General features: G+C 70.4%; 17 protein-coding genes. 6 read left to right on the top strand and 11 right to left on the bottom strand.

Features of this window, described 5'->3' with window-relative positions; all coding sequences use genetic code 11:
* Nucleotides 1-9 precede the first annotated feature (9 nt).
* From M1105_RS17520 to M1105_RS17485, 8 genes are all read right to left on the bottom strand, one after another.
* The gene (locus tag M1105_RS17520; RefSeq protein WP_249581680.1) at nucleotides 10-957 is read right to left on the bottom strand and encodes a 2-hydroxyacid dehydrogenase; all 948 of its coding nucleotides are present in this window, start codon (nucleotides 955-957) and stop codon (nucleotides 10-12) included.
* A gap of 9 nt (nucleotides 958-966) precedes the next feature.
* Nucleotides 967-2,115 (bottom strand): rod shape-determining protein RodA, encoded by a 1,149-nt coding sequence (gene rodA, locus M1105_RS17515; RefSeq protein WP_249581679.1) that lies wholly within the window; start codon nucleotides 2,113-2,115, stop codon nucleotides 967-969.
* A complete protein-coding gene (gene mrdA / locus M1105_RS17510) occupies nucleotides 2,112-4,088 on the bottom strand; it encodes a penicillin-binding protein 2 (RefSeq protein WP_249581678.1) in 1,977 nt (658 codons plus the stop codon). Before mrdA ends, rodA begins: the two co-directional genes overlap by 4 nt.
* Before the next feature lie 3 nt (nucleotides 4,089-4,091).
* Nucleotides 4,092-4,646: a hypothetical protein gene (locus tag M1105_RS17505; protein ID WP_249581677.1), complete on the bottom strand. Its 555-nt coding sequence runs from the start codon at nucleotides 4,644-4,646 to the stop codon at nucleotides 4,092-4,094.
* 4 nt (nucleotides 4,647-4,650) lie between these two features.
* The gene (gene mreC / locus M1105_RS17500) at nucleotides 4,651-5,598 is read right to left on the bottom strand and encodes a rod shape-determining protein MreC (protein WP_249581676.1); all 948 of its coding nucleotides are present in this window, start codon (nucleotides 5,596-5,598) and stop codon (nucleotides 4,651-4,653) included.
* Between the two features lie 17 nt (nucleotides 5,599-5,615).
* Nucleotides 5,616-6,656 (bottom strand): rod shape-determining protein, encoded by a 1,041-nt coding sequence (locus tag M1105_RS17495; protein ID WP_249581675.1) that lies wholly within the window; start codon nucleotides 6,654-6,656, stop codon nucleotides 5,616-5,618.
* Between the two features lie 243 nt (nucleotides 6,657-6,899).
* Nucleotides 6,900-8,471: a 2-isopropylmalate synthase gene (locus M1105_RS17490; RefSeq protein WP_249581674.1), complete on the bottom strand. Its 1,572-nt coding sequence runs from the start codon at nucleotides 8,469-8,471 to the stop codon at nucleotides 6,900-6,902.
* 244 nt (nucleotides 8,472-8,715) lie between these two features.
* Nucleotides 8,716-10,191: an MORN repeat-containing protein gene (locus M1105_RS17485; protein ID WP_249581673.1), complete on the bottom strand. Its 1,476-nt coding sequence runs from the start codon at nucleotides 10,189-10,191 to the stop codon at nucleotides 8,716-8,718.
* A 211-nt stretch (nucleotides 10,192-10,402) separates the two neighbouring features.
* Between M1105_RS17485 and M1105_RS17480 the strand changes: the two genes are divergently transcribed.
* The 6 genes from M1105_RS17480 to M1105_RS17455 all read left to right on the top strand — a co-directional run bounded on the left by M1105_RS17480 (nucleotide 10,403) and on the right by M1105_RS17455 (nucleotide 18,080).
* Entirely contained in the window at nucleotides 10,403-12,070 is a 1,668-nt protein-coding gene (locus tag M1105_RS17480; protein ID WP_249581672.1) for an NAD+ synthase, read from the top strand.
* The gene (locus tag M1105_RS17475) at nucleotides 12,067-12,624 is read left to right on the top strand and encodes a hypothetical protein (RefSeq protein ID WP_249581671.1); all 558 of its coding nucleotides are present in this window, start codon (nucleotides 12,067-12,069) and stop codon (nucleotides 12,622-12,624) included. Before M1105_RS17480 ends, M1105_RS17475 begins: the two co-directional genes overlap by 4 nt.
* Entirely contained in the window at nucleotides 12,621-13,973 is a 1,353-nt protein-coding gene (gene gltX / locus M1105_RS17470) for a glutamate--tRNA ligase (protein WP_249581670.1), read from the top strand. Before M1105_RS17475 ends, gltX begins: the two co-directional genes overlap by 4 nt.
* A gap of 126 nt (nucleotides 13,974-14,099) precedes the next feature.
* The gene (gene cysS, locus M1105_RS17465; protein ID WP_249581669.1) at nucleotides 14,100-15,620 is read left to right on the top strand and encodes a cysteine--tRNA ligase; all 1,521 of its coding nucleotides are present in this window, start codon (nucleotides 14,100-14,102) and stop codon (nucleotides 15,618-15,620) included.
* Nucleotides 15,617-17,260 (top strand): citramalate synthase, encoded by a 1,644-nt coding sequence (gene cimA / locus M1105_RS17460; RefSeq protein WP_249581668.1) that lies wholly within the window; start codon nucleotides 15,617-15,619, stop codon nucleotides 17,258-17,260. The genes cysS and cimA overlap by 4 nt, the downstream gene beginning before the upstream one ends.
* Nucleotides 17,253-18,080 carry a squalene/phytoene synthase family protein gene (locus M1105_RS17455; protein ID WP_249581667.1) on the top strand — a complete coding sequence of 276 codons (828 nt, stop codon included), beginning with the start codon at nucleotides 17,253-17,255 and terminating at the stop codon, nucleotides 18,078-18,080. Before cimA ends, M1105_RS17455 begins: the two co-directional genes overlap by 8 nt.
* 7 nt (nucleotides 18,081-18,087) lie before the next feature.
* On the opposite strand, the gene M1105_RS17450 is transcribed toward M1105_RS17455, so the two are convergent.
* From M1105_RS17450 to trmFO, 3 genes are read right to left on the bottom strand one after another with little or no spacing between them, the layout of a single operon-like run.
* Nucleotides 18,088-18,297 (bottom strand): hypothetical protein, encoded by a 210-nt coding sequence (locus tag M1105_RS17450; RefSeq protein ID WP_249581666.1) that lies wholly within the window; start codon nucleotides 18,295-18,297, stop codon nucleotides 18,088-18,090.
* Between the two features lie 3 nt (nucleotides 18,298-18,300).
* On the bottom strand, nucleotides 18,301-18,921 hold the full coding sequence (locus M1105_RS17445) for a class I SAM-dependent methyltransferase (protein WP_249581665.1): 621 nt from the start codon (nucleotides 18,919-18,921) through the stop codon (nucleotides 18,301-18,303).
* Nucleotides 18,922-18,977: 56 nt separating this feature from the next.
* Nucleotides 18,978-20,348, bottom strand: coding sequence for a methylenetetrahydrofolate--tRNA-(uracil(54)-C(5))-methyltransferase (FADH(2)-oxidizing) TrmFO (gene trmFO, locus M1105_RS17440; protein WP_249581664.1), 1,371 nt, complete (start codon nucleotides 20,346-20,348; stop codon nucleotides 18,978-18,980).
* Nucleotides 20,349-20,553 lie beyond the last annotated feature (205 nt).

Here is a 20,553-nt window from a genome sequence, read left to right as displayed (position 1 = left end):
CGGCGCCGCTCAGTAGCCGTGCGCGCGGTCGACGACATGGGTGAACGGCTCGCCCCGCTCGTCGCGGGCGATCTGGCGCACCAGCGAGAGCGAGGCGGTCTCGGGCCGGGTGACCGAGGCGATGTGCGGCGTGACGGTGACCCGCGGGTGCGTCCAGTAGCGGTGCTCGGGGGGCAGGGGCTCGACGTCGAACACATCCATCGTGGCGTGGCGCAGGCGGCCCGCGTCGAGCGCCGCGAGCAGCGCCTCGTGGTCGATCAGCGGCCCGCGGCCCGCGTTCACCACGCAGGCGCCGTCGGGCAGCATGCCGATGCGCCGCGCGTCCAGGATGCGCGAGGTATCGGCCGTGAGCGGCAGCAGCAGCACGAGGATCTCGGAATCGGAGAGGGTGCGGCCAAGCCCACCCTCGCCGGCGAGGCAGCGCACGCCCGGCACGCGCTTCTCCGTCCGCGACCAGCCGGTCACGCGAAAGCCGTTGGCCGCAAGCCGCCCCGCGCAGACCGACCCGAGCGCGCCGAGGCCGAGCACGCCGACATGGCGCTCGCGCGCGAGCGGCGGCGCGCCGGTCCCCCATTCGCCCGACGGGCCCGCGCCGATGAAGCGGTCGATGTCGAGATGGTGGCGCATCACGTGGCCGACGACGTAGTCGATCATGCCCAGCGTCAGCCCCTCCTCGACCATCCGCACCAGCGGCACGCCGTGCGGCAGCGGCAGGCGCAGGATGTCCTCGACCCCTGCCCAGAGGCTGAGGAGCGCCTTGAGCCGCGTGTAGGGCGCGAAGTCGCGAACCGGCCCGCTGCCGGTGATGATCAGGTAGTCCACCTCGGCCGGGTCGGCGTCGGCGGGGTCCATGCACAGGAGCATCCCGACCCCCTCGGCCTCGGCCGCGCGGGTCAGGCTGGTCTCGTAGGCGGCGCGCTCGGACGGCTTGCCCGCATAGACGACGAGAGGGGCCATGGAACCTTCCTACTTGCGATGGACATGGGCGGACTGGATCAGCCCGAATGCGATCATCAACACCAGCATGGCCGAGCCGCCATAGCTGACCAGCGGCAGCGGCACGCCGACGACGGGCACTAGGCCCATCACCATCGCCATGTTGATCGCCCAGAAGAAGAAGAACGTCGCGGCGAGGCCCCCGGTGATCAGCGCGCCGAACCGGTCGCGGTTGCGGGCCATCGAGACGAAGCAGAACACGATCACCAGCACGTAGAGCCCCAGCAGCGAGGCCGAGCCGACGAAGCCGAACTCCTCGCTCAGCGTGGTGAAGATGAAGTCGGTGTGCTTCTCGGGCAGGAAGTTGAGGCGCGACTGCGTGCCCTGCATGAAGCCGCGCCCCGAGAACCCGCCCGAGCCCATGGCGATCTTCGACTGCGTGATGTGATAGCCGGCGCCCAGCGGGTCCTGCTCGGGATCGAGGAAGGTCAGGATGCGGCGGTACTGGTAGTCCTTGAGCAACTGCCAGTCGGTCCCGCGCGAGGCCATCACCGCCCACACGACGCCACCCGCCGCCGCCGCGGCGGCCCCGAAATACCAGATCGACACGCCCGCCAGGAACATCACGACCGCCCCGCTCATGGCGATCAGCAGCGCCGTCCCGAGGTCGGGCTGCTTGAGAACCAGCACCATCGGCACGAGGATCAGCAGGAGCGGCGGGATCAGCCAGAGCGGGTGGCTGGTGAGGTCGCGCGACAGCCACGTGTAATAGCGCGCGAGTACCAGCACGATCGCGATCTTCATCAGCTCGGACGGCTGGAGCTGGATCGGGCCGAGGTCGATCCAGCGTGTCGCGCCCATGCCGGTCTCGCCCGCGACCTCGACCGCGACCAGGAGCGCCAGCGCGACGAGATAGGCGAAGGGCGACGCCCATTTCCAGAACCGGATGTCGATCAGCGCGACGATGAGCATGATGACGAGGCCGGCGCCGAAGCGCGTCATCTGGCGCGCCGACCACGGGTCGAGCTTGCCGCCCGCCACCGAGTAGAGCATCAGGAAGCCCACGCTGGCGATGGCGCCGAGCAGCAGCACCAGCGCCCAGTCGAGCCGCAGCAGCCGCGCGAGCAGGCCGGGGCGCTCGGCCCTGCGCACGGCGCGGGCTTCGGCGAGCGGCATCATGTCGGCACCTGTGCGCCGCCCTCGGCCGGCGCGGCCGGGGGCTCCGCGGGTGCGGGGCGCTCGGGCCGCTGGTCGGCCGGGTAGGCCGAAAGGGGCGGCTCGGCGCCATAGAGCGCGCGCATCAGGATGTCGCGCGCCACCGGTGCCGCGGCCGCCGAGCCGCCGCCGCCATGCTCGACGATGACCGAGATCGCGTATTTCGGCCGGTCCGACGGCGCATAGGCGACGAACAGCGCGTGGTCGCGCCGATTCCAGGGCAGGTCCTCGTTGCGGAACACGCCGCGCGCGCGCTCGGCCGCGGTGATGTTGCGGACCTGGCTGGTCCCGGTCTTGCCCGCCACCAGCGCCGCGTCATCGACGATGCGCGAGCGCCACGCCGTCCCGCGGCGACTGTTCATCACCGCGTGCATCCCCTCGCGCACGACCTGAAGCTGTGCCTCGGTCAGGCCCAGCGGCGGGGCCTCGGGGACGGGCAGGGGCACGCCGTCGCGCGCCCGGATCAGCCGCGGCGCGACCGCGCGGCCGGTGGCGATGCGGGCGGTCATCACAGCAAGCTGCAGCGGCGTCGCCAGCACGAAGCCCTGGCCGATCCCGGAATTGAGCGTGTCGCCCACCTGCCAGCCCTGCTTCTTCGACGCCCGCTTCCAGTCGCGGGTCGGGATCAGGCCGCCCTTGATGGCGGGCGACGGCAGCTCGTGCTCGGTGCCGAGGCCGAGGCGACGGGCCATCTCGGCGATGCGGTCGATGCCGACGCGCTTGGCGACCTCGTAGTAATAGACATCGCAGGACTGCTCGAGCGACTCGCGCATGTCGACATGGCCATGCCCGCCGCGGCGCCAGCAGTGGAAGCGGCGGTCGCCGAGCTGGTAGCCGCCATTGCAGAACACCCGGTCGCCCGGCCTGATCACGCCCGCCTCGAGCGCGGCCAGCGCCACCACCATCTTGAAGGTCGAGCCCGGCGGATACATCCCCGAGGCCCACTTGTTGTGCAGCGGCCGGTGGTCGTTCTGCGTCAGCGCGCCATAGTCGGTCTGCGATATCCCCTGGACGAAGAGATTGGGCTCGAATGTCGGGTTGGAGGCAAGCGCAAGCAGATCGCCGCTGGTGACGTCCATCAGCACGGCCGCCGCGCTCTCGTTGCCGAGGCGCTCGTGGCAGAAGCGCTGGAGGTCGAGGCCGAGCGTGAGCTGGAGGTCCTTGCCTGCCGCGCCCTCGACGCGGTCGATCTCGCGGATGACGCGGCCCACGGCGTTCACCTCGATCCGCCGCGTGCCGGCCGAGCCGCGCAACTCGCGCTCAGCGGCGCGCTCGAGGCCGTCCTTGCCGATCTGGAACTCGGGCACCTGAAGGATCGGGTCCTGGTCGTCCGGGTCCTGCAGGTCGCGCTCGGTGACGCGCCCGACATAGCCAACGACATGCGCGGTGTAGGGGCCGTGCGGATAGTGGCGCGAGAGCCCGACCTCGGGCAGCACGCCGGGCAGGGCCGGGGCGTTGGCGTTGACCGCGGCGAAGCCCCGCCAGTCGAGGAAATCGGCGATCGGCACGGGGACGAAGGCGGGCTTGGCCGAGAACTCCTTGAGAATCCGCCGCATCTGGTGCTCGGGGATGTCGATGATCCGGGCGAGGCGCTGCAGCATCTCCTCGGGGTCGCCGGCCTGCTCGCGGACCATCACAACGCGATAATTCTGGCGGTTCTCGGCCAGCGGCACGCCGTTGCGGTCGAAGATCTCGGCCCGGGCGGGGGCGATCAGGCGCAGGTTGATGCGGTTTTCCTCGGCCAGCAGGCGGTAGTGCTCGGTCTCGACGATCTGGAGCTGGCGCATCCGCCAGGCCAGCGTCCCCGCGACCAGAAGCTGCGCGCCCAGCAGGATCGCCCCGCGCCGGCTGATCCCGCTCGACGCCCCCTCCTGCGCCGGAGCCTTCTGGCGGAAGCGGAGCGGGCCCGCCGCCCCGGTGCCGCGCGTCGCCCCCATCGCTCAGGCCTCGCCCTTGAGGCCGGCGCGGCCGGGCGCCGCGGCGGCACGCCAGCCGATGCCGAAGATCCAGCGGATGGTCAAAACTACCGGCGCATAGGCCAGCATCGTCACCACCCATTGCCGGCCGAGATCGAACAGGTAGGGCGGCTGCACGAAGGTCACGAACAGCACGGCCCATTGCACCGCGAGCATCGCGAGGAAAGCGGCCGCCACCAACGCCCATTCGCTGACCAGCGAGCGCCGCGCCATGGCGGCCGAGCGCGCGCGCAGCGCCTCGGACGCCACCAGGAGCGCGAGCGCCCCCAGCCCCACCGGCAGGTCGGTCAGCAGGTCGCGCACGAGGCCCAGCGCCAGCACGAGACCCGCCGGAGCCGAGGCGGGTTGGCGCAGCGCGATCGCGGCGACGATGCAGAACAGCAGGTCGGGCGAGGGGATCGCCTGCGGCCCCACGCCGATCGGCGCGGCCTCGACGAAGATGGCGAGCAGGCCCAGCGCGGTCAGCAGCGCCATGCGCAGGACACGCGCGCCGGGGGGAAGGGCAGGGGCGAGGCGCATCGGCTCAGTTCCCCACGGCCGGGGGCGGCAGCGTGCCGGGGGGCAGTGCGCTCTGCGGCAGCATCGGGCCAAACTGCTCGGGCGCGGGCGCGGGCGGCACGATCAGCCCGGCCGGACGGTCGATGCGCGTGTCCGGCTGGTAGCGCAGCACGCGCACGAATTCGAGCCGGTTGTAGTCGGCCGCGAGGGTCGCCCGGAGGCCGCCGTCCGGCATCTCGATCACGCGCCCGACCGGCAGGCCGGGCGGGAAGACGCCGCCCTCGCCCGAGGTCTCGACCTGGTCGCCCGGGCGCACCTCATCGACCGCATCGACGAATTCGAGCCGCGGCGCCGAGGCCCCGTCGCCCGCCAGGATCGCCCGCCGCCCCGAGGGCCGGATCATGACCGGCACGCGCGACGAGAAGTCGGTGAGAAGAAGGACGCGCGCCGCCGTCTCGCCGGTGCCGACGACGCGGCCCACGAGGCCCGCGCCATCCACCGCCGCCGAGCCGTCGAGCACGCCGTCGCGCTCGCCCACGTTCACCAGCACGGTCTGCGAGAACGGCCCGCCCGAGTCGCCGATCACGTCGCCAGTGACGAAGACCGTGCGGGGCGCGAGGCGAACATGGTTCAGGGCGCGGAGCTGGGCGTTCTCCTCCTCCAGCGCGCGCGCCGTCTCGCGCCAGGCGCGCAGGCGCTGGATCTCGCGGCGCAGGGCACGGTTCTGCTCGTAGACGTCAAGGAAGTTGCGATAGTCGCGCAGCATGGCGGTGGCGACCTCGATCGGCCCCGCGACCCAGGACATGCCGGGCAGCACCGCGTCGGCAAGCTCCATGCGCAGCCGCTCGACGCGCGGGTTGTCGATGCGCCAGAGCGCGAACAGGCCGAGGCACAGCACCGCCGCCGCGAGCAGGAAGGCGCGGCGCAGCCTGCGTTCCAGTTCGCCGGTCCTGTCGTCGCCGGGGCGTGCCATCGCGCCCTCCGCTGGCCTCAGACGCTGATCTTCATGACATGGGCGAGGCGATCGAGATGCTCGAGCGCGCGGCCGGTGCCAAGAGCCACGCAGTGCAGCGGCTCCTCTGCCACCGAAATGGCGAGGCCGGTCTGCTCGCGCAGCGCGAGATCGAGCTCGCCGAGGAGCGCTCCGCCGCCCGCCAGCATGACGCCGTTGTCGACGATGTCGGCCGCGAGGTCGGGGGGCGTGGCCTCGAGCGCGACCATGACCGATTCCACGATCTGCTGCACCGGCTCGGCCAGGCTCTCGGCGATCTGGGCCTGTGTGATCTCCTGCTCCTTGGGCACGCCGTTCAGGAGGTCGCGGCCGCGGATCGTCATGGTCTTGCCGATCCCGTCGGCGGGCATCCGCGCCGTGCCGATGGCCTTCTTGATCTTCTCGGCGGTCGACTCGCCGATCAGCAGGTTGTGCTGGCGGCGCAGGTGGCTGATGATCGCCTCGTCCATCTTGTCGCCGCCGACGCGGACGGATCGCGCATAGACGATGTCCGAGAGCGACAACACCGCCACCTCGGTCGTCCCGCCGCCGATGTCGACGATCATCGACCCCGTGGGCTCGGTGATCGGCAGTCCGGCGCCGATGGCCGCGGCGATGGGTTCCGGGATCAGATAGGCCTTGCGCGCGCCGGCGGAGAGGACCGACTGCTCGATGGCGCGCTCCTCGACCGCGGTCGCGCCATAGGGCACGCAGACCACGATCACGGGCTTGGCGAACATCGTGTTCGGCTGCACCTTCTTGATGAAGTGCTTGATCATCTCCTCGGCCACGTCGAAATCGGCGATCACGCCGTCGCGCATCGGCCGGATGGCCTGGATCGAGCCGGGCGTGCGGCCAAGCATCAGCTTGGCGTCCTCGCCGACGGCCTTGACCTCCTTCTTGCCCGCGATGGTCTGGTAGGCAACGACCGAGGGCTCGTTCAGCACGACCCCCTTGCCCTTGACGTAGACGAGCGTGTTCGCCGTCCCGAGGTCGATGGCCATGTCATTGGAGAACATGCCGAACAGTCCGCCGAACATGCGCGTGCCTTCCGTTTCGTGCCTGCGTTCGCTGCCTGCGGTTGTCGCGCCGCGGCGTTCTTGCCGCCCGGGTCTTGCCGTCCGGGTCAGGGTGGGAAAGCTTATAGGACCGCGCGCGCCGCGCTGCAAAGGGAGATTGACCCGGCGCGCGGGCGGACAGGGCGGTGCGGCGGCAATTGCATAACGCGGGGGAGGTGCCCGCCGCGCGCGAAGCGGCGGCGGGGTCGTGCGGCAGGGCGGGGATCAGATCCCCGCGAGCGCGGCGCTGGGCTTGCCCTTCTCGCGGCGCACGAGCAGCTTGTTGAGCGCGTGGCAATAGGCGCGGCACGAGGCGACGACCGTGTCCGTGTCCGAGGACTGGCTGGTCACGATCTTGCCGCCCTCGCGCATCCGCACGCTGACGGTGGCCTGCGCGTCGGTCCCCTCGGTCACGGCATGGACCTGATAGAGTTCCAGCCGCGCGTCATGCGGCACCAGCGCCTTGACCGCGTTGAAGGCCGCATCCACCGGGCCGTCGCCGGTCGCGGTGTGGCGGAACTCGCGGCCGTCGATCTCGAGGATGATGTCGGCAGACTGCGGCGCCTCGGTGCCGCAGATCACGCGCAGGAACTTGAGCTTGATGCGCTCGGCCGCCTCGTCGGCCTTGGCCTCGCTCACCAGCGCGATGATGTCGTCGTCGAACACTTCCTTCTTGCGGTCCGCCAGCGCCTTGAAGCGGACGAAGGCATCCTCGAAGGCGTTGTCACCCAGGTCGAAGCCCAGGTCCTGCAGCTTGGTGCGCAGTGCGTGGCGGCCCGAATGCTTGCCCATCACCAGGTTCGACTCGGTCAGGCCCACATCCTCGGGGCGCATGATCTCGTAGGTGCCGGCGTGCTTCAGCATGCCGTCCTGGTGGATGCCGCTCTCATGCGCAAAGGCGTTCTTGCCGACGATGGCCTTGTTGAACTGCACGGGAAAGCCGGTGATTGACGAGACGAGCCGGCTCGCCTGCATGATCCGCGTCGTGTCGATGCCGGTACGGTAGGGCATGATGTCGTTGCGCACGCGCATCGCCATCACCACCTCCTCGAGCGCGGCGTTGCCCGCCCGTTCGCCGAGCCCGTTGATGGTGCATTCGATCTGCCGCGCGCCCGCGTCGACCGCGGCCAGCGCGTTCGCCACGGCCATGCCGAGGTCGTTGTGGCAATGGGTCGAGATCGTCACCGCGTCGATCCCCGGCACCCGCTCGCGCAGCATTCGGATCAGGGCGGCCGATTCGCCGGGCGCGGTGTAGCCGACCGTGTCGGGGATGTTGATGGTGGTCGCGCCCGACTGGATCGCGACCGTCACCGCCTCGACGAGGAAGTCGTGCTCGGTGCGGGTGCCGTCCTCGGGGCTCCACTGCACGTCGTCGGTCAGGGTGCGGGCGTGGCCCACGCTCTCGGCGATCTTCTCGATCACCTGCGCGGGGGTCAGCTGCAGCTTGAACTCCATGTGCAGGGGCGAGGTCGAGATGAAGGTGTGGATGCGCCCGCGCCTCGCATGTTGCAGCGCCTCCCAGGCCCGGTCGATGTCGCGCTTCGAGGCGCGCGACAGGCCGCAGACCACGGCATTCTGCGTGGCCTTCGCTATCTCGCGGACGGCCTCGAAATCACCCTCCGAGGCGATCGGGAAGCCCGCCTCGATGATGTCCACGCCCATCTCGTCCAGAAGCGCCGCGATCTGCAGCTTCTCGTCCAGCGTCATCGAGGCGCCGGGCGACTGCTCGCCGTCGCGCAGGGTGGTGTCGAAGATCTTCACGCGGTCCTGGTCCGCGGAGGGAATACGGTCGGTCATGTCGGTGGCCTTGTGCTTCGTGATGTCTGTGATCCCGGCGGTGCGTTCGTCGCTCCCCTGAGCGCGCGCACCGCGGATCGCGGCACGCTCAGGGGCGGCTAAGCAGAAGGAGCCCGCCGAGGAGTGCGGGGCGCGCCGTGATCGCGATGCCGAGGTCGAAACACATGGCGCGCACAATACCCGTTTGCCGGGGAAAGGAAAGCGGAAATCTCGCGCCGCCCATGCCGGGGCGCCCGGCGCCGCGTCAGTTCGCGGCGGCTGCGTTGCTCGCCTCGGTGCCCGCCTCGGGAACCGGGCAGTCTCCATTGGCGTCGGCCGGCCCGCCGCGGGCGCCATCCTCCCAGCAGCCTTCGAACACGGTGCCGGAGGCGTAGCTCATCACGCCGAAGCCGTGCTGGCGGCCCTTGATGAAGTTGCCCGTGTAGACGTCGCCGTTGGGGTAGGTGGCCTTGCCCTCGCCATGGATGTCGCCGCCCAGCCAGCCGCCCTCGTAAGTGAAGCCGTCGGCGAGCGTGAGCTTGCCTTGGCCCTCGCGCTGGCCCTCGACGAAGCCGCCCTCGTAGACGGCGCCGTCGGGATAGGTCAGCTTGCCGCTGCCGTGCTGGATGCCGGCCTTCCAGCCGCCCGTGTAGACATGGCCGTCGGGGTAGGTCATCACGCCCTCGCCCTCGTGGCGGGCGCTGGCGAACTGGCCTTCGTAGACCGATCCGTTGGCATAGCGCGCGACCCCTTGGCCCGCGATCACGCCGCCCTGCCATTCGCCCTCGTATGAGCCGCCATCGGCATAGGTGATCTTGCCCTGTCCCTCGGGCGAGCCGGCGACGAAGCTGCCCTCGTAGCGCGAGCCGTTGGGGTAGGAGGCGACCCCCTGGCCCTCGATCTGGCCGGCGATCCAGTCGCCCTCGTAGGTGTAGCCATCGACGCCGATGAACTTGCCCTTGCCGTGGCGGTCGCCGTCGCGGAACTCGCCCTCGTAGCGGTCGCCGCTGGCATAGGTGGCGACGCCCTGGCCGTGGCGGCGTCCCTCGACGAAATCGCCCTCGTAGCGGTCGCCATTGGCGTAGACGGCACCGCCCTTGCCGGTGATCTGGCCCTCGGCCCAGTCGCCCTCGTAGACGAAGCCGTCGGGCAGCGTGATCTTGCCCTTGCCGTGGCGCAGGCCGTTCACGAAGTCGCCCTCGTAGACTGCGCCGTCCGGGTAGGTGACAGTGCCCTTGCCCTGCTGCACGCCGTCGATCCACTCGCCGTCGTAGCGATAGCCGTTGTCGCGGGTCATCACGCCCCGCCCGTGATGGGCCGAGTTCCTGAACCCGCCCTCGTAGGTCATGCCGTTGCCGTAGTCGGCGCGGCCGGTGCCCTCGATCACGCCGGCGCGCCACTCGCCGGTGTAGCTGCCGCCATTGGCATAGGTGATGGTGCCCTGGCCATGCGGGACGTCGTCGAGAAAATCGCCCTCGTAGATCGAGCCGTTGGCGAACTTGGCGCGGCCCTTGCCCTCGCGCTCGCCCTCGACCCACTGGCCGGAATATTCGTAGCCATCGGGGGCGATGTAGGTGCCCTCGCCGTGCTGCTTGCCGTCCTTGAACTGGCCCTGGTAGATCGCGCCCGATTCGTATTCCTTGGTCGCGACCGCGGTCGAGGCGTCCTGCGCCAGCACCGCGCCGGTGACGAGCCCGGTTGCAAGTGCGATCGCTGCGCTCGCAGTGGCAATCCTGCGCATTCCCGTCTTCCCTCGTCTTTCGGGAGGCATGCTCGCGCGCCCGTCCCTGTGTCTTGTGGTTGCCCGCAGTCTATGAACCAAACTGTGGCAAGACAACGGCCCATTGCGGGCCATCGGCCGAAGGCGCGGCACGCGGCGGCGGATGCCGGACTTGCCCTCGGTCGCGCGGCCCCTTAATCCCCGACCCCGTGCCTGAGCGGAGTGCCCCCCGATGTCCCAGCCCGACCTGATCCGGATCACGCTGGCCCAGATGAACCCCGTTGCGGGCGACATCGCGGGCAATGCCGATCTTGCCCGGCGGGCCTGGGCGGCGGGGCGGGCGGCAGGAGCCGACCTCGTGATGCTGCCCGAGATGTTCCTCTCGGGCTATCAGGTGCTCGACCTCTCGGTGCGGCCCGCGTTCCTGCGGGACTGCGACGCGGCGGTGACGCGGCTCGCGGCGGATTGCGCCGACGGCCCGGCGCTGGCGATCGGCGCGCCCCATCCCGAGAAGGGCGGCGTCTACAACGCCTACCACCTGATCGAGAAGGGCCGGCTCAGGGCGAGCTTCCTCAAGCACCACCGCCCGAACTACGGCGTGTTCGACGAGAAACGCCTCTATGCCGAGGGGCCGTTCCCCGGTCCGATCGAGGTGGCGGGCGTGCGCATGGGCTTCCCGATCTGCGAGGATATCTGGTTCGCGGACGTCTGCGAGACGCTGGAGGAATCGGGGGCCGAGCTTCTGCTCTCTCCCAACGGCTCGCCCTACGAGGGGCCGGCGAAGATCGACATCCGGATGAACCACGGCGTCGGCCGGGTGGTCGAGACCGGGCTGCCGCTGGTCTACCTGAACCTGATCGGCGCGCAGGACGACCAGGTGTTCGACGGCGGCAGCTTCGGGCTCAATCCGGGCGGGCGGCTCGCATGCCAGATGCCCTATTTCGACGAGGCGATCGAGACCGTCGAGTTCCACCGCACGCCCGAGGGCTGGCGCCTTGCGCAGGGCCGGCTCGCCCCGGTGCCCGAGGCGCCCGAACTCGACTACCGCGCGATGGTCGAGGCCACGCGCGACTACGTGCTGAAATCGGGCTTCAAGCGCGTCCTTCTGGGGCTGTCGGGCGGCATCGACTCGGCGCTGGTCGCGACCATCGCGGCCGACGCGTTGGGGCCGGGGAGCGTGCGCTGCGTGATGCTGCCCTCGCGCTTCACCTCGCCCGCGAGCCTCGAGGACGCGGCCGACTGCGCCCGGCGCCTTGGCGTCGCGCACCAGACCCTGCCGATCGAGGCAGCGGTGGTCGCGGTGAATGCGGGCCTCGCGCCGTTCTTCGAGGGCCTCGCCCCGGACGTGACCGAGGAGAACATCCAGAGTCGGATGCGCGGGCTCTATCTCATGGCGCTGTCGAACAAGTTCGGCGAGCTGTTGCTCACCACCGGCAACAAGTCCGAGGTCGCGGTCGGCTACGCCACACTCTATGGCGACATGAACGGCGCCTACAACCCGATCAAGGACCTCTACAAGACCCGCGTCTTCGCCGCCGCGCGCTGGCGCAACGCCACGCACCGGCCATGGATGCGCGCCCCGGCGGGCGAGGTGATCCCGCTCAGGGTGATCGAGAAGGCCCCCTCGGCCGAACTGCGCGAGGGGCAGCGCGACGAGGACAGCCTGCCGCCCTACGCGATCCTCGACGGCATCCTCGAGGGGCTGATCGAGCGCGAGATGTCGGTAGCCGAACTGGTGGCCGAGGGCTTCGAGCGCGAGACGGTGCTGAAGGTGCAGGGGCTGCTCTACGTCTCGGAATACAAGCGCTTCCAGTCGGCGCCGGGGGCCAAGCTGACCAAGAAGGCGTTCTGGCTGGACCGCCGCTACCCGGTCGTGAACCGCTGGAGGGACCGCGGGTGAGCGAGGCGGCGAAGGACGGCATGCCCCGGGCGGGCGCGCGGATCCGGATCGCCGCATCGCGCGGCAACGCGCTGATCCTGCTCGCGCTCGGCGCGGCGCTTCCGGGGATGCTGATTACCGTCACCCGGCCATGGGGCATGGAGCTGCGCGAGCTTGCGGCCTTTGCGCCCTTCATCATGTTCCTGTCGGCGATCCTTCTCGCCTGCGGCGCGGGGCTTGCCCTGCGCTGGCGCCCGGTGTTCGAGGCGGACGAGCGCGGTATTGCCATGCCGCTGGGCATGCTGGGCCTCGTGCGCCTGCCCTGGGAGGCCGTGGCCGCCTGGGGCATCGCCGAGCGGCGCGTGCCCTGGCTTCCGGTGCTGAACCAGCGCGTCTTCGCGCTGTGGCTGCACGACCGGCACGCCGTGCCGCGGCTGAGGCAGGGCGAGATCGCGCTCAACCGCGCGATTATGGGGGCGGACCTTGTGCTCAGCGACTGGTTCGTGCCGCGCGGCTTCGACGCCATCGTGCTGACCTGCCGGACGCTGAGACCGGAACTGGAGCGCCGCCGATGACCGTGACCCGCTTCGCGCCCTCGCCCACGGGGCTGCTGCACGCCGGTAACCTGCGCACGGCGGTGCTGAACTGGCTGATGGCGCGCAAGCTTGGCGGGCGCTTCATCCTGCGCATCGACGACACCGACTCCGAGCGGTCGGAGGAGCGGTTCGTGGACGCGATCCGCCGCGATCTCGACTGGCTGGGGCTGCATTGGGATGCCGAGGTCCGGCAGTCTGCGCGGCTCGACCTATACGCGGCGGCGGCCGACCGGCTGCGGGCGGCGGGGCGGCTCTATGACTGCTACGAGACGGCGGCGGAACTCGACCTGCGCCGCAAGGTCCAGCTCTCGCGCCACCTGCCGCCAGTCTACGACCGCGCGGCGCTGGGGCTGGGCGACGCCGAGCGCGCCCGGCTGAGGGCCGAGGGCCGGGCGCCGCACTGGCGCTTCCTGCTGGAGCGCGAGGCGGTGGAGTGGGACGACCTGATCCGCGGCCCCGAGCGGGTCGAGGCGGCCTCGCTGTCCGACCCCGTGCTGATCCGCGAGGACGCGCAGGTGCTCTACACGCTCGCCTCGGTGGTGGACGATGCGGATCTGGGCGTCACGCATGTCATCCGTGGAGCCGATCACGTCACCAACACCGGCACGCAGATCCAGATCTTCGCGGCGTTGGGGGCGGCGGCGCCTGCCTTCGGGCATCACTCGCTGCTGGTGGGGCCCGAGGGGGAGGGGCTGTCGAAGCGCCTCGGCAGCCTGTCGGTCGCGGCGCTGCGCGAGGCGGGGGTCGAGCCGATGGCGGTGGTGAGCTTCCTCGCGCGGCTGGGCTCGTCGCATCCGGTCGAGGTGGCGACCGACATGGCGGCGCTGGTCGAGGGGTTCGAGATCGGGAGTTTCGGCGCCTCGCCGACGCGCTTCGATCCCGAGGAACTGGCGGCGCATTCGGCCAAGACGCTTCGGGCCTTGCCATTCGATGATGTGAGGAAACGCCTGGAATACATTGGCGTTGAAACTAAACTCACTCCTGATTTTTGGACGGCCGTGGGGCCGAACCTCGACCGGATGGCGGATGCGTTCGAGTGGTGGGCAATCTGCCGCGACGGTGCCGAGGCAGTGGTAGCGCCGGAGGATGCCGAGTTCGTGGCGCAGGCGCTGACCCTGCTGCCGCCGCGACCTTGGGGGGCGGACACCTGGAAGGCATGGACCGACACCGTCAAGGCCGCGACCGGGCGCAAGGGGCGCGCGCTGTTCCTGCCGCTGCGCCGGGCGCTGACGGGCCGCGACCACGGCCCCGAGATGGCGGCACTGATGCCCCTGCTCGCGCCCCCGCGATTGACAGACGCCGCGCGAGGCGGCAGAGAGGGCGCATGAACGCCGCGATCCTCATCTGCCGGATCTGCATTACCCGCTGACACATCGTCCGCGGCGCGTTCTCGCCTTTCCAGCACCACCCGGAAATGCTAGCCCGCCGCGGGGACAACGCCGCGAGCATGGGCCATGACGACGATCAAGCTCTACAACACCCGGACCCGGTCGAAGGAGGTGTTCACCCCCATCGACCCCGCGAATGTCCGCATGTATGTCTGCGGCCCCACGGTCTATGACCGCGCCCATATCGGCAACGCGCGCCCGGTGGTGGTGTTCGACGTGCTGTTCCGCCTGCTGCGCCATGTTTATCGCGAGGACGCTGTGACTTACGTCCGAAACTTCACGGACGTGGACGACAAGATCAACGCCCGCGCGGCCGAGACGCGCCAGCCCGGCGAGAGCACGCTCGACGCCATCCGGCGCATCACCGACGAGACCACGCGCTGGTATCTGGACGACATGGACGCATTGGGGGCGCTGCGCCCCACCCACATGCCGCGCGCGACCGAATACATCCCCCAGATGGTCGCGATGATCGAGAAGCTGATCGCCGACGGCCACGCCTACGAGGCCGAGGGGCATGTGCTGTTCGACGTGCCCTCGTGGCCCGAGTATGGCCGCCTCTCGCGCCGCTCGACCGACGAGCTGCTGGCGGGCGCGCGGGTGGACGTGGCGCCCTACAAGCGCAGCGCGATGGACTTCGTGCTGTGGAAGCCCTCGGACGACGACACGCCGGGCTGGGAGAGCCCGTGGGGCCGCGGCCGCCCCGGCTGGCACATCGAGTGCTCGGCCATGTCGAAGGCCCTGCTGGGCGAGCAGTTCGACATCCACGGCGGCGGCATCGACCTGGTTTTCCCCCACCACGAGAACGAACTGGCGCAAAGCTGCTGCGCCAACCACACCGACCTGATGGCCAATGTGTGGATGCACAACGGGTTCCTGCAGGTCGAGGGGGAGAAGATGTCCAAGTCCTTGGGCAACTTCTTCACCGTGAAGGATTTGCTCGACAAGGGCATCCCGGGCGAGGTGATCCGGTTCGTGCTGCTGTCGACGAAGTATACCGAGCCGCTGGATTGGACGGAGAAACGGGTCGAGAAGGCAGAGGCGACGCTCAGGAAGTGGCGGGCGCTCGCCAAGGGCGTCGAGCCCTCGCCGAGCGTGCCGGCGACTGTCGTCGCCACACTCGCCGACGACCTCAACACGCCCAAGGCGATCGCGGAATTGCATGCGCTTGCGGCGAGCAATCCGGCGGAACTTGCGGCGGGGGCGGCGCTGCTCGGACTCCTTTCGCCCGGTCTTGGAGAGTGGGCTAGAGGGCCGATTGTATCTGATGAAGTGGGTCGGCAGCTGGACGAACTGATCCGAGCAAGAGCCGCAGCTCGAGCCGCGAAAGACTTTGGAACCGCTGACAAACTTCGTGACGCGATGGCGAAGGCGGGAGTAACGCTCAAAGATCATTCTGGCGGTAAAGTTTCAATCGACATCGACCCTCTGAGAGCAGCGGAGTTCTTTAAGGAACTGAGCGACTTGGAAAGACGCCAAATATTCGGACCCCAAGGTTATCTAGGCGGGCCAAGTATCGGAATAAACGAGCTTTACGAAGGCTACATTTTATATGTCCTATCTTCGGTGGAGAGTAACGCAAGATGACCCGCGAGCGCCTCTACCTCTACGACACCACCCTTCGCGACGGGCAGCAGACGCAGGGCGTCGATTTTTCGGTTGCGGACAAGGTCAAGATCGCCAGGACGCTCGATGCGCTGGGGCTCGACTATATCGAGGGCGGCTGGCCGGGGGCGAACCCCACCGACTCGGGCTTCTTCCGCGAGGCGCCGAAACTCCGCCACGCCACCTTCACCGCCTTCGGCATGACCAAGCGGGCAGGGCGCTCGGCCGCCAATGACGATGTGCTGGCCGAGGTTGTGAACGCGCGCACGCCCGCCGTCTGCCTCGTCGGCAAGAGCCACGACTACCACGTCGAGAAGGCGCTGGGGATCACGCTCGACGAGAACCTCGCCAACGTCCGCGAGTCGGTTGCCCACCTTGTCGCGCAGGGCCGCGAGGCGCTGTTCGATGCCGAGCATTTCTTCGACGGCTGGAAGGCCAACCGCGCCTATGCGCTGGCCTGTCTCGATGCCGCGATGGAGGGCGGCGCGCGCTGGGTGGTGCTGTGCGACACCAATGGCGGCACGCTGCCGGCCGAGGTGGCCGAGATCACGGCGGACGTGACCGCGCGGATTCCGGGCAGCCACGTCGGCATCCACACCCATGACGACACCGGGAATGCGGTCGCGAACACGCTCGCGGCCATCGACGCCGGCGCGCGGCAGGTGCAGGGCACGCTCAACGGCTTGGGCGAGCGGTGCGGCAATGCGAACCTCTGCACCATCATCCCGACGCTGATGCTGAAGGCGCCCTATCGCGACCGCTTCGAGATCGGCGTGAGCGACGAGGGGCTGAGGGACCTGCGCCGGGCCTCGCTGCTGCTGGACGAGGTGCTGAACCGCCAGCCGAACCGGCACGCGCCTTACGTCGGCGCCGCCGCCTTCGCGCACAAGGCGGGCCTTCATGCCTCGGCGATCCTCAAGAACCCTGCGACCTACGAGCACATCGAGCCCGAAGCGGTCGGCAACGCGCGCATCGTGCCGATGTCGAACCAGGCGGGGCGGTCGAACATGCTGCGCCGGCTGGCCGAGGCCGGGATCGAGGTGGACCGCGACGACCCGCGCCTTTCGCACCTGCTGGCCGCGGTCAAGGAGCGCGAGGACCAGGGCTTTGCCTACGACTCGGCCGAGGCGTCGTTCGACCTGCTGGCCCGCCGGATGTTGGGCTGCCTGCCGGTGTTCTTCGAGATCGACCGCTACCGCGTCTCGATCGAGCGGCGCTTCAACGCGCTGGGCGAGCGGGTGACGGCCTCCGAGGCTGTCGTCGCGGTGCATGTCGACGGCGAGCGGATGATCTCGGCCTCCGAGTCGATCGACCCGGTGACGCATCAGGACCAGGGGCCGGTCAACGCGCTGGCGCGCGCGCTGCAGAAGGACCTGGGCCGCTACCAGGACTATATCGGCGACCTGCGGCTGGTGGACTTCAAGGTCCGCATCATCGGCGCGGGGACCGAAGCCGTGACGCGCGTGCTGCTGGACAGCTCGGACGACACCGGCGAGGTGTGGTCGACCGTGGGCGTGTCGGCCAACATCGTGGACGCCTCGTTCCAGGCGCTCGAGGACGCCATCGTGACCAAGCTGATCCGGATGAAGGCGCCCGCCATCCGCATGGCCGTGCATGGCTGAGCCGCCGCTCGGCCCCTGCGCCGCCATCGTGCGGCGCTACGACCCGGAGCTGTTCCACGCGGCCCTGTTCGCGCCGGAGCCGCTGCGCGAGCGGCTGATGGTGCTCTATGCCTTCGACATCGAGCTCTCGCGCGCCGCGGCACGGGCCGACCGGGCCGAGCCCGGGCCGATCATCGCCCGGATGCGGTTGCAGTTCTGGCGCGACGTGGTTACGGGGGCGGGTGTCGGCGCGCACGAGGTGGCGGCACCGCTGACCGCGCTGATCGGCGAGGCGCTGGCCCCGCGCGCTCTGCTGGACGGGCTGATCGAGGCGCGCGAGATGGAGCTGGCGGCCCCCTTCGACCGCGCGGCCTTCGACGCCTGGCTCGCGGCGCGTTTCGGCGGGCTCACGCGGCTGGCGACGGGCGCGCTGGGTGCGACCGGGGCGGGCGAGGTCGCCGATGCGGCCGGGCGCGCGGTGGGGACCGCCTTCGCGCTGCGGCTCGCCGCGCCCATGGCGGTGCAGTCGGGGCTGGTGCTGCTGCCTGATCTGACGCGCGAGGCGCATGGGGCGCTGATGCGGGGCGAGACCAACGAGGCCCTGCGGCTGGCGGCCCGGGCGCTGGCGGCGGAGGGGCTCACGAGCCTTCGCGCGGCCCGCGCCGGGCGCCGCGAGGTCGGGCGCGCGGCCGTGCCCGCATTCCTGCACCTGTGGCGCGCCGAACTCGACCTGCGGGCCGCGCTTCGGCCGGGCTTCGACATGGTGACGGGCTTTCCCGATCCGGGCGGAACGCGGCGGGCGCTGACGCTGATGACGCACGCGCTGACGGGCCGCTGGTAGGTTCGGCTCAGAGTCCGATCAGGGCCAGCGCCACCCAGCCCCCAAGCGGCGCGAGCATCAGTGCCACCGGCTTCCACAGCGGGATCTCGCGCGCGCCGCCCAGCCGGGCGCCAAGCAGGAGCGCGCCGGCCGCGAGCGCCACGAGGATGCCGAACTCACCCGCCAGCGGCGCCGCCGCACAGACCGCGAAGACCGCCCAGAACGGCAGCGCCCGCATCGCTCAGCGCTTGCGCAGGACGTAGATCGTGACGGTCCCGGCAGCGGGCTCGGGCTCGAAGCGCTCGGACAGCAGAAGGTCGGCGGCGCCCGTGTCCGTGAGATCGCAGACCCGGCCCCGGATGCTGCCGTCAGCCGCCGCCTCGGCGTCGAGCGAGAAGGCGAGGCATCCGCCCGACGGCAGGAGCGCGAGCATCCCGTCGATCACGGTCGGGGGCATCGCTGCCGGGTTCACCGCCCCGATCGTGACCGCGTTGGCATAGGCGCCCGGCTCGAGCGCCAGCGGCTGCGAGAGGTCGAGCCGCGCGAGATGCCGGTAGACCTGCCGGTCGGCCGCGCCGGCCAGCATCTCGGCGGAAGGGTCGAAGCCGTCGATGCAATCGAATCCCGCCGCCCGCAGCGCGAGCCCGCCAAGCCCGGCACCGCAGCCGATCTCAGCAACGGGCTGGGTGGGGTCGGCGACAAAGCGGGCCAGCGCCTCGGCGCATCGGCGGGCGGTCTCGTAACCCTCGGCCACGGGACCATCGGCGCATTCCGCCGCCTGCTCGTCGTAGAAGCTGCGTCCCTCGGCCGATGCGGGCTGCGCGTGATCGCCCGCCCCGTCGCCGTTGTCGTGCCCGTTCATCCGCGCGCTCCGTTCCGATTCGCCCCTGAGGATACCACCCGCGGGCGGCGCGGCGGCTATTCGGCGGCAGCGGGCGTGGCGTCGGGGTCGAGCCAGCGAAGGAAGGCGGTCTTTGCACGCGCGGTGTAGGCCCGGGCCCGGTCGCGCTTGCCCCTGCGCCCGGATCTTATCGCCTCCAGCGGCGGGAACAGTCCGAAGTTCACGTTCATCGGCTGGAAGGTGGACGCATCCGCCCCACCGGTGATGTGCGCGAGCAGGGCGCCCATCGCGCTCTCGGGCGGCGGGGGCGCAAGCGTCTGGCCAAGGCGCTCGGCAGCGGCGAAGCGGCCTGCGAGGATGCCCATGGCGCCGGACTCGACATAGCCCTCGACCCCGGTGATCTGCCCCGCGAAGCGCAGCCGCGGCATGGCGTGCAACCGCATCTGCCCGTCGAGCAGCCGCGGGGAGTTCAGGAAAGTGTTGCGGTGGATGCCGCCGAGACGCGCGAATCTCGCGTTCTCGAGGCCCGGGATCAGCGCGAACACCTCGGCCTGCGCGCCGTATTTCAGCTTCGTCTGGAAGCCCACGAGGTTGTAGAGCGTGCCCAGCCGGTTCTCGCGGCGCAGTTGCACCACGGCATGGGGCTTCACGTCCGGCTGATGCGGGTTGGTCAGGCCCACGGGCTTGAGCGGGCCATAGCGCAGGGTCTCGCGGCCGCGCTCGGCCATCACCTCGATGGGCAGGCAGCCCTCGAAATAGGGGGTGTCGCGCTCCCAGTCCTTGAACTCGGTCTTTGGCGCGGCGATGAGCGCGTCGATGAATCGGTCATACTGCTCGCGCGACATCGGGCAGTTGAGATAGGCGGTGCGCTCGTCCTCGGTCTCGCCCTTGTCGTAGCGCGACTGGAACCAGGCGCGGGACATGTCCACGCTGTCGGCATGGACGATGGGGGCGATCGCGTCGAAGAAGGCGAGGCTGGTCTCGCCGGTCAGCTCGCGGATCGCGGCGGCGAGCGCCGGCGAGGTGAGGGGGCCGGTCGCGACGATCACGCTAGACCAGTCGGGCGGCGGCAGACCCGCCACCTCGCCGCGCGCGATGGTGATCAGGGGATGCGCCTCCAACGCCCGGGTCACGCGCGCGGAAAAGACCTCGCGGTCGACCGCGAGCGCGCCTCCTGCGGGGACCGACGCCTCGGCTGCGGCCGCCATCATGATCGAGCCCGCGCGCCGCATCTCCCAGTGCAGCAGGCCCACGGCGTTCGTCTCGTCGTCGTCCGAACGGAAGGAGTTCGAGCACACGAGCTCGGCGAAGCCGCCCGTCTGGTGCGCATCGGTGCCCACCTCGGGGCGCATCTCGTGCAGGATGACGGGCACGCCCATCGAGGCCGCGGCCCATGCGGCCTCGGAGCCTGCCATGCCGGCGCCGATGATGTGGATGGGCTCGATCATGGCTAGGGGATAGGTGCGGTGGCGGCCGGGGTCAAGGGAGCCGGGCCGGTCGGAGCCGGCGCACGGCGTCGGCGCGCGCAGACTGACGCGCGCAGCGCCCCGAGCGATCGCGGCTGCGCGCGACCGGAGGGGCCATCGACGTCCCGGGTAAGGCCCGGGACAGCGGAACCCTCCGGCAGCGCGAGGTCCCCGCATCGAGACCGGT

Source organism: Thermohalobaculum sediminis, from assembly GCF_023487995.1.
Lineage (GTDB): Bacteria > Pseudomonadota > Alphaproteobacteria > Rhodobacterales > Rhodobacteraceae > Thermohalobaculum > Thermohalobaculum sediminis.
Note: the sequence above shows the minus strand (reverse complement) of the source record. Positions and strands in the feature narration are given on the sequence as shown.

Coding starts and splice junctions, on each gene's coding strand:
- M1105_RS17445 (WP_249581665.1), bottom strand. CDS start 18,921: ATGAACGGGCACGACAACGGCGACGGGGCGGGCGATCACGCGCAGCCC.
- M1105_RS17495 (WP_249581675.1), bottom strand. CDS start 6,656: ATGTTCGGCGGACTGTTCGGCATGTTCTCCAATGACATGGCCATCGAC.
- M1105_RS17490 (WP_249581674.1), bottom strand. CDS start 8,471: ATGACCGACCGTATTCCCTCCGCGGACCAGGACCGCGTGAAGATCTTC.
- gltX (WP_249581670.1), top strand. CDS start 12,621: ATGACCGTGACCCGCTTCGCGCCCTCGCCCACGGGGCTGCTGCACGCC.
- M1105_RS17480 (WP_249581672.1), top strand. CDS start 10,403: ATGTCCCAGCCCGACCTGATCCGGATCACGCTGGCCCAGATGAACCCC.
- mrdA (WP_249581678.1), bottom strand. CDS start 4,088: ATGGGGGCGACGCGCGGCACCGGGGCGGCGGGCCCGCTCCGCTTCCGC.
- M1105_RS17455 (WP_249581667.1), top strand. CDS start 17,253: ATGGCTGAGCCGCCGCTCGGCCCCTGCGCCGCCATCGTGCGGCGCTAC.
- cimA (WP_249581668.1), top strand. CDS start 15,617: ATGACCCGCGAGCGCCTCTACCTCTACGACACCACCCTTCGCGACGGG.
- rodA (WP_249581679.1), bottom strand. CDS start 2,115: ATGATGCCGCTCGCCGAAGCCCGCGCCGTGCGCAGGGCCGAGCGCCCC.
- M1105_RS17520 (WP_249581680.1), bottom strand. CDS start 957: ATGGCCCCTCTCGTCGTCTATGCGGGCAAGCCGTCCGAGCGCGCCGCC.
- M1105_RS17450 (WP_249581666.1), bottom strand. CDS start 18,297: ATGCGGGCGCTGCCGTTCTGGGCGGTCTTCGCGGTCTGTGCGGCGGCG.
- mreC (WP_249581676.1), bottom strand. CDS start 5,598: ATGGCACGCCCCGGCGACGACAGGACCGGCGAACTGGAACGCAGGCTG.
- trmFO (WP_249581664.1), bottom strand. CDS start 20,348: ATGATCGAGCCCATCCACATCATCGGCGCCGGCATGGCAGGCTCCGAG.
- cysS (WP_249581669.1), top strand. CDS start 14,100: ATGACGACGATCAAGCTCTACAACACCCGGACCCGGTCGAAGGAGGTG.
- M1105_RS17505 (WP_249581677.1), bottom strand. CDS start 4,646: ATGCGCCTCGCCCCTGCCCTTCCCCCCGGCGCGCGTGTCCTGCGCATG.
- M1105_RS17485 (WP_249581673.1), bottom strand. CDS start 10,191: ATGCGCAGGATTGCCACTGCGAGCGCAGCGATCGCACTTGCAACCGGG.